Source organism: Acinetobacter sp. ATCC 27244, from assembly GCF_000156555.1.
Taxonomy (GTDB): Bacteria; Pseudomonadota; Gammaproteobacteria; order Pseudomonadales; family Moraxellaceae; genus Acinetobacter; species Acinetobacter haemolyticus.
On the sequence record NZ_GG665951.1, the window covers coordinates 226,670 to 244,348 of the forward strand.

Below are 17,679 nucleotides of genomic sequence, written 5' to 3' on the forward strand. Positions count from 1 at the left end.
TCCGAAAGATCATGGTTCGTCTAAACACGGTCTGAGTCAGTTGTCATCGGAATACGAATAGTAAACACACTATTTGGTTTTTTATTTTCATATTGAATCGAACCCTGATGCGCAACGACTATCGCATGGACAACGGCTAAACCTAGCCCCGTTCCACCAAATTCTTTATTACGAGACTCCTCTAAACGAAAAAAAGGATCAAATAAATCATGTTGGTACTCTAAAGCAATCCCAGGCCCTTCATCTTCTATTTGTAAAATCCAATCATTGGCATCTATTCTTGATCTTATTGTTAGCAATCCCGCATTCGCATATCGAACAGCATTATCGACCAGAGCAATGAGAACTTGCTCCATACGTTGTCGATCACAATGCACAATATCTTTTGAAACTTCTGTTTCAATCGTGAGGTGAGCTTGTTTGAGCCTTTCGCCAAACATCGAAATGACTTTATCTACACACGCTTGAAAATTCACAGCTTCAATATTTAATCGGAGCTGTTGGTTTTCGACCAAACTCAATGTTCTTAGGTCTTCAACTAAGTACGAGAGTCCCTCAACTTGGTTCAATAAACTTTTCATGAGTTTAGGTTTAGGCTCAAATACACCATCAACAATCCCCTGTAAACGCCCCTGTAAAATCGTGATTGGCGTACGTAACTCATGTGCAATTGCAGCATTCCAGACTTGTGCCGTTTTCACAGAATCTTCAAGTTTTTGAGCCATATTATTAAAGTTATGCATCAACTCTGATATTTCTGTTGAATGTATTTTCGTATCTTCAGCTCTTGCAGAAAGATCACCTAAGCTAATTTCTTTTGCGGCATTGGCTAGAGAGTTAATTGGAACAATAAAACGTTTCGCCAGCAGTAAACCAATAATTAAGGAGATCACCGTACCACAAAATATCACCGTGAATAGCCAAACCCAATCAACGACATGAAATTCGGTCCAATCCTCTTCCAATGAACCCAGCGTAATCCACCCCGTTTCAATTGCATAATTGTAGATTACATAGCCTATAAAAACAGAAAATAGCGTCACACTTAAGTTCACAATACTCAGCGCGATAAAGAGTTGTTTGCTAATACCTGATTTATTTTTCATGTGGATGATCCAAGCGATAGCCAACACCACGTACATTGATCAACATATGTTGCAGCCCCTGTTCTTCTAGTTTCTTCCTCAATTTACTGACATGACTATCAACGGTACGCTCTAAAGCATCACTATCTGGTAAACAGTGATTCATAAGTTCGCTACGGGTAAAAACTTTGTGTGGATGATCAATAATAAGGAGTAAAATTTTGTACTCAGTTAAAGTCAAATTGAGCAAAACTTTCTGAGTATCTCGATGTACATACACACTATGAATATCTGTATTAATCTCGATATTTTTATAAATTATATTTTTATTTAAAGCTTGAGTGTTTTGCTGAGTCCGTCTGAGAACAGCTTGCACACGAGCCACCACTTCATTTGGATTGAATGGCTTCACGACAAAGTCATCAGCGCCTATACGTAACGCCATGACTTTATCAATATCTTGATCCAGTGCAGTTAACATGATTACAGGCGTCTGAGCTTTTTGACGGATTTTGTTAAGTACCTCCCAACCATTTAACTCAGGAAGTTTAATATCTAAAAGAATTAAATCAATCGGTTGCGATGCATGCATTTCAATCGCCTGCTTCCCATTCATGGCACGAATTACACGCATTCCTTCGCGTTTTAAATAGTGCTCGATAATATCGCCAATATCATACTCATCCTCAACGACAAGAATAAATTTGTCACGACAATCGAATGAAAATGAAGCTTCCAACATAGAGATCAATCATAGAAAAATCAGTCAATCTTCATAATACGACGATTTATCAATTGATCTCCACACTTTTTCCACACTTTACGGATGGTGGTTACACAAAATCAGAAAATACTGTCAACATCAAAAACTCCTGAGATTTGGCAGTATGCAAAAGCATCTTTTACTCCCATTAGTTCTATCCATTGGACTGGTTCTACACGGTTGTAATTCCGAAGTAGAACAACCTGAAGCACCTCCTGCAAAAGTGAGTGTGATCAATGTTCAACCTCAATCTGTAAATTTTAGCGAAAACCTACCCGCACGCGTACAAGCATTTCGTACGGCTGAAATTCGTCCTCAAGTCGGTGGCATTATTGAAAAAGTGCTATTTACTCAAGGGAGTGAGGTAAAGGCAGGACAAGCTTTATATAAAATTAATTCTGAAACCTTCCAAGCTGATGTAAATAGTAATAGAGCTTCACTTAATAAAGCAGAAGCGGAAGTTACACGTCTAAAAGTTCAACTGGAACGTTACGAGCAATTACTTCCGAGTAATGCAATTAGTAAACAAGAAGTCAGTAATGTTCAAGCTGAATATCGCCAAGCTTTGGCGGATGTTGCTCAAATGAAAGCCTTGCTTACACGACAAAATTTAAATCTTCAATATGCAACAGTTCGAGCACCGATTTCAGGGCGTATTGGACAGTCGTTCGTAACTGAAGGTGCTTTAGTTAGCCAAGGTGATGCAAATACCATGGCGACCATCCAGCAAATCGATAAAGTTTATGTCGATGTGAAGCAATCCATTGGAGACTTTGAACGTTTACAAGCGGCATTACAAAGCGGTGAATTATCTGCAAATGACCAAAAAACTGTTCGGATCTTTAACAGTCATGGTCAGCCTTATAACGTGACTGCACGAATGTTGTTTGAAGACATCAATGTTGATCCAGAAACAGGTGATGTCACCATTCGTATTGAAGTCAACAATCCAGAGAGAAAGTTACTACCGGGCATGTATGTCCGTGTGAATATTGATCGCGCTTCTGTCCCACAAGCCTTGTTGATCCCAGCACAAGCGATTCAACGCAATATCTCTGGGGAGCCTCAGGTTTATGTCATCAATACCAAAGGCACTGCTGAAATTCGTCCAATCGAATTAGGGCAGCAATATGAACAATATTACCTAGTCAATAAAGGGCTTAAAACTGGTGAAAAGGTGGTTGTTGAAGGGATTGACCGCATTCAACCTGATCAAAAACTTGAAATGACAGCGTGGAAAATCCCTGCCACCCAAGGAGCCCAATGATGTCCCAATTCTTCATTCGTCGCCCCATTTTTGCGTGGGTGATCGCGATTTTTATTATCTTATTTGGGTTACTGAGTATTCCTAAATTACCGATTGCCCGCTTTCCAAGCGTAGCCCCTCCACAAGTCAATATTAGTGCGGTCTATCCTGGTGCAACACCTAAAACCATTAATGATAGTGTAGTTACACTGATTGAACGGGAATTATCTGGTGTAAAAAACCTGTTGTATTACAGCTCAACCACAGATACGTCTGGTACAGCCGAGATTTCTGCGACCTTTAAACCAGGTACAGATGTGGATATGGCACAAGTGGATGTACAAAACAAAATCAAAGCCATCGAAGCACGTTTGCCTCAAATTGTCCGCCAACAAGGCTTACAAGTTGAGTCTTCGTCATCAGGCTTCTTGATGTTAGTCGGTATCAAATCACCCAATGGTCAATATTCTGAAATTGATTTGAGTGATTATCTTGTCCGCAATGTGGTGGAAGAATTAAAGCGTGTCGAAGGAGTCGGAAAAGTTCAATCCTTTGGTGCAGAAAAAGCCATGCGAATATGGGTCGATCCAAACAAACTCGTGTCTTATGGTCTATCAATTAGTGATGTAAATGCAGCTATTCGTGAAAATAATGTTGAAATCGCACCCGGTCGTCTTGGCGATATGCCTGCCGAACAGGGTCAGCTCATCACCATTCCTTTATCTGCACAAGGGCAACTTGATAGTATAGAGCAATTCAAAAATATCAGTTTGAAAAGCAAAACCAGTGGTAGTGTAATTCGACTTTCTGACGTCGCCAATGTTGAAATTGGCTCTCAAGCCTACAACTTTGCGATCTTGGAGGATGGTAAACCGTCTACTGCTGCTGCAATTCAACTCAGCCCAGGTGCCAATGCAGTAAAAACAGCAGACGCAGTCCGTGAAAAAATCGAAGAGTTAAACATCAATTTACCTGAGGGTATGCAATTTAGTATTCCTTATGACACGGCGCCGTTCGTTAAAATTTCCATTGAGAAAGTCATCCATACTTTATTAGAAGCGATGGTTCTGGTTTTCATCGTGATGTACTTATTCTTACATAACGTTCGATATACGCTGATACCTGCGATTGTCGCACCGATTGCACTACTCGGCACTTTTGCCGTGATGTTAGTTGCAGGCTTTTCCATTAATGTATTGACGATGTTTGGTATGGTGCTCGCCATCGGGATCATCGTGGATGATGCGATCGTCGTGGTGGAAAACGTTGAGCGGATTATGGCAACCGAAGGTTTACCGCCTAAAGAGGCAACCTCTAAAGCCATGAAGGAAATCACCAGTCCAATTATCGGGATTACACTCGTACTGGCAGCGGTATTTTTACCCATGGCATTTGCCAGTGGTTCAGTGGGTATCATTTATCAGCAATTTACCCTGACTATGTCGGTGTCTATTTTATTCTCTGCACTATTGGCTTTGGTCTTAACACCTGCACTCTGTGCCACGATTCTCAAACCAATTGACGGGCATCATCAGAAAAAAGGTTTTTTTGCATGGTTTGATCGTAGCTTTGATAAAGTTACGAAAAAATATGAACGCATCCTACTTAAAGTGATTAAACATAGTATTCCAATGATGGTGATCTTTGTTGTGATTACAGGTTTAACCTTTGCGGGAATGAAGTACTGGCCAACTGCATTTATGCCCGAAGAAGACCAAGGTTGGTTCCTAACCTCCTTCCAACTGCCATCCGATGCAACCACTGAGCGTACAAAAAACATCGTAAATCAGTTTGAGGATAGCCTTAAAGACAATCCAAATGTTAAGAATAACACCACGATTCTCGGTTGGGGCTTTAGCGGTTCTGGACAGAACGTGGCTGTTTCATTTACTACATTGAAGGATTTTAAAGATCGTACTTCTAGCGCATCCGAAATGACCAACGCTGTCAATGCCGAAATGGCAAATAGCAAGGAAGGCGCAACGATGGCTGTGCTTCCACCCGCAATTGATGAGTTAGGTACTTTCTCAGGTTTCAGTCTCCGCTTACAAGACCGTGCCAACTTAGGTATGCCTGCATTGTTAGCCGCACAAGACCAATTGATGGCAATGGCAGCTAAAAACAAAAAGTTTTACATGGTTTGGAATGAAGGTTTACCACAAGGTGACAATATTTCTTTAAAAATTGACCGTGAAAAACTGAATGCTCTAGGTGTGAGATTTGCTGATGTCTCCGATATTATTTCGACTTCTATGGGTTCAATGTATATCAATGATTTTCCAAATCAGGGTCGTATGCAACAAGTGATTGTCCAAGTGGAAGCAAAGTCACGTATGCACTTAAAAGATATTTTGAATCTCAAAGTCGCAGGTGCAAGCGGTCAATTAGTCTCTTTGTCTGAGGTAGTTACACCTGAATGGAACAAAGCTCCCCAACAATATAACCGATACAATGGTCGTCCTTCATTAAGCATTGCGGGTATCCCTAATTTTGATACCTCTTCTGGTGATGCAATGCGTGAAATGGAAAATCTGATCGCTCAATTGCCGAAAGGAATTGGCTATGAATGGACAGGAATTTCACTGCAAGAGAAACAGTCTGAATCGCAAATGGCATTCTTATTGGTTCTATCAATGTTAGTGGTCTTCCTTGTGCTGGCTGCATTATATGAAAGTTGGGCAATTCCACTTTCTGTCATGTTAGTTGTTCCATTGGGCATCTTCGGTGCCATAGTTGCGATTATGACAAGAGGAATGATGAATGACGTATTCTTTAAAATTGGTTTGATTACCATCATTGGACTCTCTGCCAAGAACGCCATTTTGATCGTTGAATTCGCAAAAATGCTCAAAGAAGAAGGGATGAGTTTGATCGAGGCAACAGTACAAGCAGCGAAACTGCGTTTACGTCCGATTTTGATGACCTCACTTGCCTTTACCTGTGGTGTGATTCCCTTAGTGATTGCCTCTGGTGCAAGTTCAGAAACCCAACACGCATTAGGTACAGGTGTATTTGGCGGCATGATATCAGCCACTATTCTTGCAATTTTCTTCGTTCCTGTTTTCTTCGTCTTTATCCTTGGCGGCGTAGAGAAACTGTTTAAATCAAAGCGAACATCCACGAAGCAAGAAACTACCTCCTAAACTGAAAAATCAGAGGAAAGTCACCTTTCCTCTGATACAGCAGGCCTAAACCATATTCATTTCTATTTGGAGCGTACCATGTCTAGATCGACTGTACTTTTATCACGTGGAATCGTCATCTCTACCCTTACTATCGCCCTGACTGCTTGTGTCAGTATGCAAGCCCCTTCACCAGTCATTCGCTCTGATATTCCGCAAAGCTTTAGTCATGCTAATGGTGGAACCTCAATTGCAGAACAAGGTTATAAAGATTTTTTTTCTGATCCTCGTTTATTGCAAGTCATTGAGATCAGTTTAGAGAACAATCGTGATTTGCGCACTGCAACGCTCAATATTCAACGCGCTCAGCAACAGTACCAAATCACTCGAAATGACCAACGACCAATGATAGGAGCCACAGGCAGCGCAGTACGACAAGTAAATCCCTCGATAAATCCCAATAATCCCTACTCTACCTTTCAAGTTGGTTTAGGCGTAACAGCCTATGAATTGGATTTTTGGGGACGAGTGAAAAGTCTCAAAGATACCGCTTTAAATCAATACTTAGCTACGCAAAGCGCACGCGACGCCACACAAATTAGCCTCGTGAGTCAAATCACACAAGCATGGTTAAATTATGCATTTGCGAAAGAGAATCTCAGCCTAGCTGAACAAACCTTAAAAGCTCAACTTGATTCATACGAGCTGAATAAAAAGCGCTTCAACGTTGGGATTGATAGTGAAGTACCATTACGACAAGCACAAATCTCTGTAGAGACTGCTCGTAATGATGTGGCAAATTATAGAACCCAAGTCTTGCAAGCACAGAATTTATTGAATCTATTGGCTGGGCAAACCATTCCACAGGACTTACTGCCTCACCAAGCGATCTCCAATATCACTCAAGAAAAGACCTTTGCAACGGGTTTAAGTAGTGACTTATTGAATAATCGTCCAGATTTAAAAGCTGCCGAATATCAACTGCGTGCTGCAGGTGCAAATATTGGTGCAGCAAAAGCACGAATGTTTCCGACTATTAGCCTAACTGGTTCTGCTGGATATGCTTCAACTGAACTGAATGATTTATTTAAGTCTGGTGGTTTCTCTTGGTCAATCGGCCCAAGTATAGACCTCCCCATTTTTGACTGGGGCACTCGAAAGGCGAATGTTAAAATCTCAGAAACAGACCAAAAGATAGCACTCTCTGAATATGAAAAATCAATTCAAGCTGCTTTTCGTGAGGTGAATGATGCTCTTGCTGCCCATGCACATATTGATGAACGTCTTGATGCTCAACGCCGCTTAGTCTCGGCAACAGATACGACTTATAAGCTATCTAGTGCTCGTTTTAGAGCTGGTATTGATAGTTATCTGACCGTATTGGATGCACAACGTTCAGCTTATGCAGCTCAACAAGGCTTATTGATACTTGAACAAACTAAATTGAATAATCAGATCGAACTCTATAAGGCTTTAGGAGGTGGATTATCTCGACATTCGTAAACGCTTAAGTCTGTTATTCGGGCTGATTTTTAAAGACTCAGCCCTTATAGTGTTTAAGTTTAAATCAGAAAATAACCGTTAATCTATGTTTACACTTTCGCTCACACCAAGATTTTATGAAACAGATGCTTTCGGACATATCAACAATACTGTAATCACAGGTTGGTTTGAAACCGCACGTGAACCTGTTTTTCGTTTATTCAACCCAAGTATGGAAATCAAAAACCTACCTTTGATTCTCGCACGAGTTGAAGTCGATTTTGTTGCCCAAATTTATTATGGTGCTGATATCGAAATCAAAACATGGATTGAACAGATCGGGAATTCTTCATTCATTGTCGCACATGAAGCTTGGCAAAATGATCACTGTGTTGCGCGAGGTAAAGCTGTTCAAGTGTATTTCGATTTCAGCGCGCAGAAATCAGATCGTATTCCAGATCAATTCCGTACTCAGTTACAAAAATATCTGATTAGCCAATAAACATTTTCGCTGAAATAAACTGATTCATTTCAGCGAATTAAACTTACTCGCCTAAATCTTCGAGGAAGTCAAAGGTCGGTACAAAGAATAAGCTCCCAGAAACAGGTGTACTGAAATCTAATAACCGATCCACATGACCATTTTCTTTGCCAAGAAACATATTTTCTAACATCGTTTTGGTGATATTGAATGAGCGTGAATACCCAATAAAGAAAGTGCCGTACTCTCCTTCAGTTGGGTTTGAAAATGGCATATTGGCTCTGAGAATTTTCAATTCATTGCCATCAGCATCGTGTGCTTTACTCACCACATTATGTGCATTTTGTGGCTTAACATCATCACCTAATTCAACATCATCATATTTCTTTCTGCCAATCACTTTTTCTTGTTCTTCGGTGCTTAGCCCTTTCCACATTTCCATGTTATGTAAATATTTTTGAATGAATACATAACTACCACCAAGGAACTCAGCATCTTCTGCACCTACATAAGCGATTTCTTTGGCAATTTCATGTTCAGGATTTTCAGTACCATCCACAAAGCCTAAAATGGCACGGCCATCAAAATATCTGAAACCTTTGGTTTCACTGATGGGATAGGTATCTTGTTTAAGTTGTTCATGGAGAATCGCAGCAAGTTCATAGCAGATCGCCACCTGATCCGCTCGGATATGGAAAAATAAATCTCCTGCTGTCGCTACCGCAGTATGCTTTATTCCCTTTATTTCCTGAAATGGAGTTAGCTCTTTCGGTTTATTTAACTGTGGAAATAATAAGTCCCAGGCATTTGAACCAATCCCAACAGAAGCACTAAAGTTACTCTGTGGAAATCGATGATTGAGACTCCGAACCAAAGCAGAAAAGTTTGCAAGAAAATCAATCACCCCAGAATAATCAGGTTGAGCATTGATACCTAGAACGATAAATAAGGCATTTTCACCTGAAAGATTATTAATTACAGGCTGTGGTCTAAGCGGTATATTCATAATTTTTAGGAATAAAAAAGTTAATACGTATATCCTACACAAATCGATGAATCACTTAGCAACAGAAACACAAATTTTTACTATTCCTGCGTATAAACGACAAAGCTATCTCCACGACAAAAACTTGCTAAGGTTAGGTTCAATTTTTTTGCCATTTCGATTGCCATGCTAGTCGGTGCCGAAATCGTTGCCAATAAAGCAATGTTGAATTGCGCACATTTGCGAATCAGCTCATAACTGGCACGACTAGTCATAACCACAAAACCATCCGCAACATTTAACTTTTGTTCAGCCAAATAACCCAATAATTTATCTAAGGCATTGTGTCGCCCAACATCTTCAAACAAAGCAATGATCTGACCTTTGACCACCCAAGCAGCGGCATGTGCACCACCTGTTAATTCACTTATTTTTTGTTTAGCTTTGAGTTGAGCAATTGCACTTGGAATTTGATTAAGCCAAGAGGACGGAACATGACTGCTCACCAATGGCAGCTCGGAATAAAGTTGCTTTAAACTCTCAATCCCGCATAAACCACAACCTGTTCGCCCAACCATCATCCGTCGATGTTGTTTGAGGGCCATAAATGCACGCGATGCAATTGTCATCTCGACTTGCACACCCAGTTCATTTTGACTAATTTCAATCGAATATAATTCGTTGAGGCTCTGCACAATTCCTTCAGATAAGCTAAAGCCTTTGGCGAATACCTCAATATCGGACGGCGTTGCCATCATAACTGCATGAGAAATTCCGTTATATATCAATGCAATCGGATATTCCTGAACGATATAATCCATTTCATTTTCAGACAAATCCTGATGGAAACGGTGTACTTGCACCGTTTCATAGCCGCGTATTTTGGTATCCACCGATAAACCTCTTTGATATTTCTCACTCGAATATTAAAAATCGAATACGTTATACGCCACTGACCCGTTGATTTGCGTGTTCTGGATCAACTTCAACTGCCAAATTAAAATGTTCAGGTGCTTGTCCAGCATGAAGAATGACAGGAATACTCTTTGATGCAGGAATCTTGGCGTATTTATCGTGGCTACCTAATGCAACTAACGGATTGGTTTCTGGATAGTATGCCGCTAAGCTACCTTGGGGAATGTTATAGGGTACGATACGGAAACTATGCACAATCCGCTTAACACCATCAGAGAATACACTTTCAATATCAACCCATTGATCAGCTTCAAAACCTGCCGTATCTATATCTGCTTGATTCATAAACAACACACGACGTTGTCCATAGACACCCCGATAACGATCATCTAATCCATATAAAGTCGTATTGTATTGGTCATGCGAGCGTGTGGTCATTAAGGTATAAACCTGTTGTTCGCTATAAGCGGCCGCATATTGATTTTCAGCATCCTCATAAACTTCTGCCAAAGGCGTAATCAAGAATTGGGCTTTACCACTTGGTGTATTCCAAACATGTTGATTGGCAGGATGCTCTAAGTGAAAACCACCCGGTTGGTAAACCCGCTGATTAAAGTCATGGAACTCATCAAAAACATCAGCGATAGAATCACGAATACGATCATAACTCTCAATATACCAACGCCATTTGACTTGACAGTCAGGCAAAGTGGCTGCTGCCATACGTGCCACAATGTCAGGTTCAGACAAAATATTGTCTGAGATTGGTGGATTGCGTCCTGCGGATAAATGGACATTACTCATAGAATCTTCGACGGAAATTGCTTGTGGACCATGCACTTGCATATCAACTTCGGTACGTCCGAGACAAGGGAGCATCAATGCTTCTTTGCCACACACCAAATGGCTTCGATTAAGTTTAGTGGTGATGTTTACGGTCAAATTACAGCGTCGAAGTGCTTCTTGTGTATAAGGTGTGTCTGGTGTAGCAACTGCAAAATTACCACCTAAACCAATAAAGACTTTTACCTCTCCTTCATACATCGCTTTAATGGTATCAACCACACCAAAGCCATGTTTACGAGGAGATGTGATCCCAAACACACGGTCAATGCTATCTAACAACTTATCACTTGGATTTTCATTAATCCCCATCGTGCGATCACCTTGCACATTGCTGTGACCACGTACAGGACATAAACCTGAGCCCGGACGACCAATATGCCCTCTAGCCAACATTAAGTTAGCAAGCATATGAATATTGGCAGTCCCATGACGATGTTGAGTGATGCCCATGCCCCAACAGAAAATTGCGGTTTTAGCATCTAAATACATTTTTGCAATCGATTCTAAATGCTCAGGTGAAAGCCCTGTATATTTATGGATTTGTTCCCAATCCGTGCGATCAACTTCAGCTAACATTTCATCAAAACCAATCGTATTCATCGCAATAAAACTACGATCAAATACACTCGGTTTTGCTTGCGCTATCGCCTTTTTGTCCCATTCAGATAAATGCTTGAGCACCCCAAATAGTAGTGCATAATCTCCCCCAATTTTGGGCTGGAAATAATAACGACTGATCGGCGTACTCCCATTGGTCATCATTTCCAACGGTGCTTGAGGATCTTGAAAACGTTCCAAGCCACGTTCTTTGATGGGATTAATGGCAATAATATTGCCGCCACGCTTTGAAACCTCTCTCAGTGTTGCCAACATTCGTGGATGATTGGTGCCCGGATTATGACCAAAACTAAAGATCGCATCTGCTTGATCAAAGTCATCTAAGATAACCGTACCTTTTCCCAAACCAATTGAATCTTTTAAACCAACGCTCGTCGTCTCATGGCACATATTGGAACAATCAGGAAAATTATTGGTTCCAAAACTTCTTACAAAAAGTTGGTACAAAAAAGCGGCTTCGTTACTGGCACGACCAGAGGTATAAAATGCGGCTTGGTCTGGGTGATCTAATGCTTGTAAATGTTTGGCGATGAGCTGGAAAGCTTCATCCCAAGAAATTGGGACATATTTATCTGAGCTAGGATCGTAGCGCATCGGATCAGTTAAACGCCCAAGATCTTCTAGATAGAAATCACTCTGCTCTGCCAACCAACTGACCGTATGCTCTGCAAAAAACTCAGGTGTTACTGTTTTACTGGTTGCCTCAAATGCAACGGCTTTGGCACCGTTTTCACAGAAGTTAAAGGCATGCGCATCTTTTTTTTCAGGCCATGCACAACCCGGACAATCAAAACCTGTTGGCTGATTAATATTAAGTAGTGTGATTGAACCTTTCTTTAGAATATCTTGCCTTTTGAGGTTACGGGCAACACTGAGCAATGCTCCCCAACCACCCGCAGGTTGGTTATACGGCTCAATTCTGGCAAAGCCATTATTTTCTTGCTTATAAATGGTTTGTTCTGAATTATCCATCTAGCTGCCCTCATGTGAGCTTTTCTCATTTCTTACAATATAGCATTAACACAAAAGCAGCTTGTTTGACTATTCACGTTTTGTCTTAGGTCTTTTATTTTTTGTTCAAAAAAAGACCTAGATCATCTAGGTCTTTTTATCTTTTTGGAAAAATAGGCTGTATGTATTATTCACCAGCTAAAGCGCACTCAAAATTCGCCTTATCAACCGAACAGCGTGCTCTCTTCAAAACAGACATCATGCTTGCATCGTAAACACCACGTTGAGTTAACTCAATCCGGCCATCACGCATCATTTTTTGATACTTCAACTTGTCTTCAGGCGTTAAATTCATTTTATATTTTGCTGGAATTTCTGCCTCTAAACGCTTAATTGTCGTAAAGATTTTTGGAAGCTGTTTAACAGAAAAATCACGAGATTTTTGACCAAAGCCTGCGGGGAATTTTTCAGGGCGTATCACGATATTGGCTGTGACTTGTAGTACTGGGAAATTGTACATCACCCCATTCGTGCCTAAACCCTTATGTAACTCTAAAGGTTTATAAGCATAAGCTGGCGCGCCAATCATATCTACCTGACCATTATTAAATTTAGCAGCAAAGTTTGAAATATCAGAAAGTACAGCTTGTGCACCCACACGTTGTACAATCAGCTTCTGCGCATCATCATAGCCCAGTACAGCAAACTTCTTGCCTGCTGCTTTTTCAATTGAATCAATGCTTTTATCACGTACAAATATATATGCAGAACCTAAAGGTGAAATTCCAACAACTTCATATTTATTACCACTGAGATTAGTGGTCATTTTAGCAGCATTACGAGGATCAGAAACGAAGGTAATTGCACGCTTTGCAATTTCATCACTTGGTACCCCCCCAAGAGAGTCAATAGAACCGACAAACTTATTATATGGACGTGCACGCATAGCAGTCATTGCTACACCATCACATTTACCCGCCTTAAAATTATTATCAGCAACAGCCTCATCGGTGATTGCTAAAAGATTGATGTCAGCGCCCCAACCTTTTGCTGCCAGAGCCCAATCCTGCATCATCTTATAGGCTTCACCTGATCTTCCCAAAATATCAAATACACACACATCAATTTTCGCTTGAGCAGAAATTGATACTCCCATTAACGAAGTTGTCATGATAGCAAGTGCAATTTTTTTCATATGTTTTCCTTTATTTTACGGCCTGTACCGCAGGTGAACGTGCTAAGTAATCCAAGGCTTGTTGTGTATTTCCTTCTGACTCAGGATGAAACTTTGGTGAAATCCAACGAATCGTAGCTTTCACTAAGAATGTTAGTGTTGGGCCATTGTCTGTTGCCTTGGCCTGTTTATGATAAGTCGACAACAGCGCGATTAAGCCCTTATTAGCAATCTTTTTTACTGATTGGTCTGGGTCCTGTTTACCTAAATGGCGACCAACATCTGCTAATACATAAATAAAAATAGGAAAGACTAAAGCCATTAAAAACTGACGATAAAGATAAAAAAGAATCGGATTCGGTAGCATGGCTTTAAATAAATCATAAGCAACACAGCGATGTTCAACTTCCTCAGCTAAATGCCAACGGAACATATCTGCAATCACGGGATCAGCCTTATCCCATGACTTGTTATCCATACACCACTGCCCAAGCACACCAGTAAAGTGCTCAATTGCAGCAACCACACCGACCCTCGTAATTAACCAAAAATGTTCAAGCGGTTGAATTGCTAAAGCCTTAATACCTAAAGGGCTTTCACCCAACAAGATACCAAAAATCCAGTTAATTTTTTTAAATGCAGGCTCAAGATCATAGCCATGCTGCCGCAGAAATTCTTGAGCACCTTGGTGAGCACGTGCATGTGTTGCTTCTTGTCGAATAAAACCTTTGACATCGTCACTTAGAATTGGATCATTTACATAAGGTAAAGCTTTGTTATAAACACGACAAAACCAAAATTCGCCTGCTGGTAAAATTAAGTTAATACCATTAATTAAATGAGAACACACAGGATCATTCGGAATCCACTGTACAGGAGAATTAGAAAAATCAAACCTTACAGATCTTGCAACAAGTTTGTGATGATGAGCAGTTGCATTCATAGTTGCCTCAACTTTCAACCTAAATTCAGAAAATTTCTCAAATATTAGAAATAGCCAAGATTTACTTAACTATTCTCCACCCAAAGAACACTCAAAATTCGTTCGTTCAACCGTACAACGAGCCCGTTTCAAAACACTCATCATGATGGGGTCATAAATGCCCAATTTGGTTAGCTCGATTCGCCCATCTCTAAGCATTTGTTGATAACGACGTTTATCTTCTATAGAAAGCTCTTGCCTATATTTTGCGGGGATTTCAGCCTCTAAACGTGCAACCGTAGCAAAGTTTTTTGGGAGCTGTCTCGTAGCCCAAGCACGCGATTTCAAACCAAAATCTGTAGGAAATTTCTTGGGTCGAATAATGATGTCGCCTGTTAAATTAATCACAGGAAAATTAAACATGGCACCATTTGCACCTAAACCTTTGGCGATTTCCAATGGTTTATAGGCATAAGCTGGCGCAGCAATCACATCCACTTGGTTGTTGTTAAATTTTTTGGCAAAATCTGAGATCTCAGAAGCAACACCAACCAACTCCAAACGATCCACAATCATCTTTTGCGCTTGGTCATAGTGTAAATAGGCAAACTTTTTGCCTTTACCCTTTTCAATCGTATTGATGGTTTTATCTCGTACAAAGACATAAGCCAGACCAATTTGAGCAATCGCAGCGACCTCAAACTCATCACTATCTAAACGAGTAACCATACGGTGTTTATTACGTGGATCTAGTACATAAGTAATAGCTTTTCGTGCAATCGAATTACTGGTCACTGCACCTAATGCGTCAATTGATCCTGCAAACTTATTGTATTTACGGGCGCGCATCGATGTCATAGAAACACCATCACATTTCCCTGTATCAAAATCATTTTGTGCTTTCGCCTCATCTTGATATGGGATGAGATTGAGATCAGCATTCCACGATTTTGCTGCCAATGCCCATTCTTCTACAAGTTTGTAAGACTCTCCGGCTTTACCTTGTAGATCAAACACACAAATATCAACTTTTGCATGTCCAGTCTTCGAAAAAATGGTCATTAAGGCTGCAATCAAAATTCCCTTTTTCATTACGAATCCTATATGATTTTCAAACGACTCAACCCCATTGAAAGCAATAATCCGTTTTAAAACAGAGCCTATTTACTCATGTGTTGATGAGGCTATTTTTAAATAAAAAAAAATGTTGTAATAGTTCTTGGTAAGCCATTTTGGTATCATTTTCCGACATTGCATGTTATGACACTAAATAGAAAATTAGAAAAAACTGTTCCTGGTACCTATATCGCCTTGATGGTCGATGTGGTATCTCGTTGGGATATTTCTGCAGATGAATTATTAAAAGACTCAGGACTTCAGCCAAAACAATTGGTACAACCCTTGTGGCGTGCCGATGCCAAAATTGTGATGAACATCCTACGGCGTGCGCTTACACTCACCCAAGTTCCTGCTTTAGAGTTTGGTTTTTATTTAGGGATGCAAATGACCATCACTTGTCATGGTCTGATGGGAATGGCGGCCATGCTGGCCAAAGATGTCAAACAAGCACTGAATATTGCGCAAGAATTTATTTCACTCCAATCCAGCATACATACAATCAAGCTGGAAGTTCTAGATGATCATGCAATCATCACATTTGAACAGACTGAAGCCTATTATCTAGATGAAGTGATTCAAATTGCGTTGTTGCTTGGATTCGCACAAATGGGGAAAAGTATTTCTGGACAGGCTTTAACAGGCTTTGCGGATGTCCAATTTAGTAAACCTGACTATTTTGATAAATTGCTGCCCTTAATTCCCGGTGAAGTAAGATTTAATCGCCCCATTACACGCCTGAAATTTAAAAAAGAAATTTTAGACCTTCCACTACTTCACTCAGACCCAATTGCTGAACGTCTTACTCGAGAAGAATGTAAGTTACAGTTGCGTAAGTTATTACAGCAAAATAGCTTTAATAATATTATTCAGGATCTTATTTACGATGAAAGTATGGGAATTAGTCCTTTAACAGACATACTTGAAAAAATGAAAATTTCAGAACGTACTTTACAACGAAAGTTAGAAAATGAAGGAACCAACTTTAGGGAACTTGTTGACAAAGTTCGATGTGAAAAAGCAATTCAACTCCTTAACAACTCTAATTTATCTCTTGAAAATATTGCCCTCCACCTTGGATATACAAACGCTAAAAATTTCTCTCGCGCATTTAAGCGCTGGACAGGATCAACGCCTAGAAAACACTAATTTACGAAGGCTTAAGTCTATTTCTAAAAATATTATTTTATAGCTTCATTTACGGATGAGCAGACAGGATTCCGTTAACACGATCCATTATACAATCAGTATTGGACAAGAAGATCATCAGAATACTGGCGAGCATTCAGCTCGCCACTCAAAGAGATAAAATAGCATCATTAAATACGTACCCAAGCTAGTTGTTGTGTTGAATCGAGTGCTGTTGCTGTACTTGGGTCGTATTTTGCTTTTGCTGTGAAGGCATATAATCAGGTTGATGGCTCACTGCTAAAAAGAAGAACAGTAGGAATAAGCAACCTAGAAAAATACTAATTCCAACAGTAAGATACGGAAATTTTGATTGTGCTTGAGACATATAATCTCTCCTCTTTAAATCCTAAACTCAACGATGTGACAACTCATTTGTAGATAAAACTTTAAAGTTGGCACCATTTTGAATACGTGTTTGCATGTATTCGCCATAAACCGATAATTTTTCAAAGATATGTTCCGAATAAAACATATCCTCAATGAGATGCATTGCTTGCTGCTGGTTAAATTGACCAATCTGAGCAATCAGCGGCGTATTTAATTGAGAAAAAAATGCACAAAGATTTCGATGAAACTCATCTTTGCTTTTAAACAATAATTTCCGAGTACTAATCAAATCATCATTTACAACTGATCGCTGTTTATCCGCATAGATCACATGAATTTTAATTTCAAAATAATCTTGTAAGATGCAAAGCTGTACCTTATTGATACGCAAATGCGTAATTAAAAACACTTCAGAAACGTCGGTTCTACACAAGGCCTTAATCAAACTCCGATAT

The 17,679-nt window shown here is 40.0% G+C and carries 14 protein-coding genes and 1 pseudogene; 5 read left to right on the forward strand and 10 right to left on the reverse strand.

The annotated features are described in order from the left end of the window. Nucleotides 1-20 precede the first annotated feature (20 nt). On the reverse strand, nt 21-1,106 hold the full coding sequence (gene adeS / locus HMPREF0023_RS05010) for a two-component sensor histidine kinase AdeS (protein WP_005089995.1): 1,086 nt from the start codon (nt 1,104-1,106) through the stop codon (nt 21-23). Further along, nucleotides 1,096-1,827 carry an efflux system response regulator transcription factor AdeR gene (gene adeR, locus HMPREF0023_RS05015; RefSeq protein ID WP_005089992.1) on the reverse strand — a complete coding sequence of 244 codons (732 nt, stop codon included), beginning with the start codon at nt 1,825-1,827 and terminating at the stop codon, nt 1,096-1,098. Before adeR ends, adeS begins: the two co-directional genes overlap by 11 nt. Before the next feature lie 145 nt (nt 1,828-1,972). On the opposite strand from adeR, the gene HMPREF0023_RS05020 reads away from it, so the two are divergent. From HMPREF0023_RS05020 to HMPREF0023_RS05035, 4 genes are all read left to right on the forward strand, one after another. Further along, complete coding sequence (locus tag HMPREF0023_RS05020) at nt 1,973-3,115, forward strand: efflux RND transporter periplasmic adaptor subunit (RefSeq protein WP_005089991.1); 1,143 nt, start codon at nt 1,973-1,975, stop codon at nt 3,113-3,115. Beyond that, nucleotides 3,112-6,237: an efflux RND transporter permease subunit gene (locus HMPREF0023_RS05025; protein ID WP_008941347.1), complete on the forward strand. Its 3,126-nt coding sequence runs from the start codon at nt 3,112-3,114 to the stop codon at nt 6,235-6,237. Before HMPREF0023_RS05020 ends, HMPREF0023_RS05025 begins: the two co-directional genes overlap by 4 nt. 78 nt (nt 6,238-6,315) lie before the next feature. Next, nucleotides 6,316-7,719: an AdeC/AdeK/OprM family multidrug efflux complex outer membrane factor gene (adeC, locus tag HMPREF0023_RS05030; RefSeq protein WP_005089988.1), complete on the forward strand. Its 1,404-nt coding sequence runs from the start codon at nt 6,316-6,318 to the stop codon at nt 7,717-7,719. Nucleotides 7,720-7,804: 85 nt separating this feature from the next. Further along, entirely contained in the window at nt 7,805-8,200 is a 396-nt protein-coding gene (locus HMPREF0023_RS05035; protein WP_005089986.1) for an acyl-CoA thioesterase, read from the forward strand. A 43-nt stretch (nt 8,201-8,243) separates the two neighbouring features. Here the strand turns inward: HMPREF0023_RS05035 and HMPREF0023_RS05040 are convergent, their stop codons facing one another. The 6 genes from HMPREF0023_RS05040 to HMPREF0023_RS05065 all read right to left on the reverse strand — a co-directional run bounded on the left by HMPREF0023_RS05040 (nt 8,244) and on the right by HMPREF0023_RS05065 (nt 15,682). After that, complete coding sequence (locus tag HMPREF0023_RS05040; RefSeq protein ID WP_005089984.1) at nt 8,244-9,185, reverse strand: Dyp-type peroxidase; 942 nt, start codon at nt 9,183-9,185, stop codon at nt 8,244-8,246. 80 nt (nt 9,186-9,265) lie between these two features. Then, nucleotides 9,266-10,057 carry a formate dehydrogenase accessory sulfurtransferase FdhD gene (fdhD, locus tag HMPREF0023_RS05045; RefSeq protein WP_005082587.1) on the reverse strand — a complete coding sequence of 264 codons (792 nt, stop codon included), beginning with the start codon at nt 10,055-10,057 and terminating at the stop codon, nt 9,266-9,268. 49 nt (nt 10,058-10,106) lie between these two features. Beyond that, nucleotides 10,107-12,515 (reverse strand): FdhF/YdeP family oxidoreductase, encoded by a 2,409-nt coding sequence (locus HMPREF0023_RS05050; RefSeq protein WP_008941349.1) that lies wholly within the window; start codon nt 12,513-12,515, stop codon nt 10,107-10,109. Nucleotides 12,516-12,681: 166 nt separating this feature from the next. Beyond that, nucleotides 12,682-13,689, reverse strand: a complete 1,008-nt coding sequence (locus HMPREF0023_RS05055; RefSeq protein ID WP_004639544.1) for a putative solute-binding protein — start codon at nt 13,687-13,689, stop codon at nt 12,682-12,684. Nucleotides 13,690-13,699: 10 nt separating this feature from the next. Then, nucleotides 13,700-14,611, reverse strand: coding sequence for a metal-dependent hydrolase (locus HMPREF0023_RS05060; RefSeq protein ID WP_005089976.1), 912 nt, complete (start codon nt 14,609-14,611; stop codon nt 13,700-13,702). A gap of 69 nt (nt 14,612-14,680) precedes the next feature. Then, nucleotides 14,681-15,682, reverse strand: a complete 1,002-nt coding sequence (locus tag HMPREF0023_RS05065; RefSeq protein ID WP_004639548.1) for a putative solute-binding protein — start codon at nt 15,680-15,682, stop codon at nt 14,681-14,683. Nucleotides 15,683-15,850: 168 nt separating this feature from the next. On the opposite strand from HMPREF0023_RS05065, the gene HMPREF0023_RS05070 reads away from it, so the two are divergent. After that, nucleotides 15,851-16,855 (forward strand): helix-turn-helix domain-containing protein, encoded by a 1,005-nt coding sequence (locus HMPREF0023_RS05070; protein ID WP_005089972.1) that lies wholly within the window; start codon nt 15,851-15,853, stop codon nt 16,853-16,855. Nucleotides 16,856-17,042: 187 nt separating this feature from the next. Here HMPREF0023_RS05070 and HMPREF0023_RS05075 read toward each other — a convergent pair whose 3' ends face one another. Both HMPREF0023_RS05075 and HMPREF0023_RS05080 read right to left on the reverse strand, forming a co-directional pair. Continuing rightward, complete coding sequence (locus HMPREF0023_RS05075; RefSeq protein ID WP_004639552.1) at nt 17,043-17,222, reverse strand: hypothetical protein; 180 nt, start codon at nt 17,220-17,222, stop codon at nt 17,043-17,045. A gap of 27 nt (nt 17,223-17,249) precedes the next feature. After that, a pseudogene (locus tag HMPREF0023_RS05080) lies at nt 17,250-17,679 on the reverse strand (hypothetical protein); the annotation flags it as partial.

Excerpts from the sequence above, each read along its gene's own strand:
- adeS (WP_005089995.1), bottom strand. The coding sequence starts at position 1,106 with ATGAAAAATAAATCAGGTATTAGCAAACAACTCTTTATCGCGCTGAGT.
- adeR (WP_005089992.1), bottom strand. The coding sequence starts at position 1,827 with ATGTTGGAAGCTTCATTTTCATTCGATTGTCGTGACAAATTTATTCTT.
- HMPREF0023_RS05020 (WP_005089991.1), top strand. The coding sequence starts at position 1,973 with ATGCAAAAGCATCTTTTACTCCCATTAGTTCTATCCATTGGACTGGTT.
- HMPREF0023_RS05025 (WP_008941347.1), top strand. The coding sequence starts at position 3,112 with ATGATGTCCCAATTCTTCATTCGTCGCCCCATTTTTGCGTGGGTGATC.
- adeC (WP_005089988.1), top strand. The coding sequence starts at position 6,316 with ATGTCTAGATCGACTGTACTTTTATCACGTGGAATCGTCATCTCTACC.
- HMPREF0023_RS05035 (WP_005089986.1), top strand. The coding sequence starts at position 7,805 with ATGTTTACACTTTCGCTCACACCAAGATTTTATGAAACAGATGCTTTC.
- HMPREF0023_RS05040 (WP_005089984.1), bottom strand. The coding sequence starts at position 9,185 with ATGAATATACCGCTTAGACCACAGCCTGTAATTAATAATCTTTCAGGT.
- HMPREF0023_RS05050 (WP_008941349.1), bottom strand. The coding sequence starts at position 12,515 with ATGGATAATTCAGAACAAACCATTTATAAGCAAGAAAATAATGGCTTT.
- HMPREF0023_RS05055 (WP_004639544.1), bottom strand. The coding sequence starts at position 13,689 with ATGAAAAAAATTGCACTTGCTATCATGACAACTTCGTTAATGGGAGTA.
- HMPREF0023_RS05060 (WP_005089976.1), bottom strand. The coding sequence starts at position 14,611 with ATGAATGCAACTGCTCATCATCACAAACTTGTTGCAAGATCTGTAAGG.
- HMPREF0023_RS05065 (WP_004639548.1), bottom strand. The coding sequence starts at position 15,682 with ATGAAAAAGGGAATTTTGATTGCAGCCTTAATGACCATTTTTTCGAAG.
- HMPREF0023_RS05070 (WP_005089972.1), top strand. The coding sequence starts at position 15,851 with ATGACACTAAATAGAAAATTAGAAAAAACTGTTCCTGGTACCTATATC.
- HMPREF0023_RS05075 (WP_004639552.1), bottom strand. The coding sequence starts at position 17,222 with ATGTCTCAAGCACAATCAAAATTTCCGTATCTTACTGTTGGAATTAGT.